Annotated in this window: 1 protein-coding gene; it reads right to left on the reverse strand. The window is 60.4% G+C overall.

The genetic code is table 11. The annotated features are described in order from the left end of the window. Positions 1-386: MASE3 domain-containing protein (locus HUS66_RS17550; RefSeq protein WP_217488185.1), on the reverse strand; the 386-nt coding region annotated here is incomplete at both ends.

A 386-nucleotide genomic window follows, 5' to 3' on the forward strand; every position in this document is an offset into this window, starting at 1 on the left:
ATGCGTGACTTCCACTCATCGAAGCTGCTGCCGATCTCGTGTTCCTGGAAGCCGAGCGTGGCCTTCCACTGCGGAGAGTAGAAGACGTGATCGGTGTCCTGCTTCCAGTCCCAGACGCCGGCGCCTGACCCTTCCAGCGCGAACTGCCAGCGTTGCTCGGCCTCACTCAGAGCGTCACTCATTTTCTGCAGCTGTTGATAGGGGTAGACCATGCGCGATGAATAGATGGCGTGATAGATCATCGCGTAGGCCACCACCTTGTACAGATGGCCGAGCAGATTGAAGGCATCGAAGGCAGAGGCATAGAGCGTGAAGCACAGCTCGGAAACCCCCGTGGCCAGCGCCGCGACCGCCAGCCAGCCGGCATTGGTGCCTTCAGGCAGTCG

This window comes from Onishia taeanensis (genome assembly GCF_013349955.1).
In the GTDB taxonomy this organism is placed as follows: Bacteria; Pseudomonadota; Gammaproteobacteria; order Pseudomonadales; family Halomonadaceae; genus Onishia; species Onishia taeanensis_B.